We start from the raw sequence: 255 nt of genomic DNA on the forward strand, positions 1-255 counted from the left end.
TGGTGTTGGTCGTGTCGTCCGTACCATGGGAAAAACCTAACCTTTAAGGATATCAACATGAAAAACGTAATGAACATTTTAGCTACAAAACGCGCTAAAGCAGGTCTTCTTTTAACTTCGGCTCTTGGCTCAGCTTCGGTATTTGCCGCTGACCATACAGAAGCGATTAATGCTGCTGGCGCTGATGCAACAACTAACTATACAGCCGTAGTAACTGTACTAATTACAGTAGCCGCAGTTGGTTTTTGTATTGGT

General features: G+C 43.1%; 1 protein-coding gene. It reads left to right on the plus strand.

From position 1 onward, the window contains the following. Window positions 1-57: 57 nt before the first annotated feature. On the plus strand, window positions 58-255 hold a 198-nt coding region (locus tag CWC28_RS21245; protein WP_138625745.1), incomplete at its 3' end, for a hypothetical protein.

Origin of the sequence: Pseudoalteromonas sp. S4492, from assembly GCF_005886115.1 — a bacterium.
In the GTDB taxonomy this organism is placed as follows: Bacteria; Pseudomonadota; Gammaproteobacteria; order Enterobacterales; family Alteromonadaceae; genus Pseudoalteromonas; species Pseudoalteromonas gelatinilytica.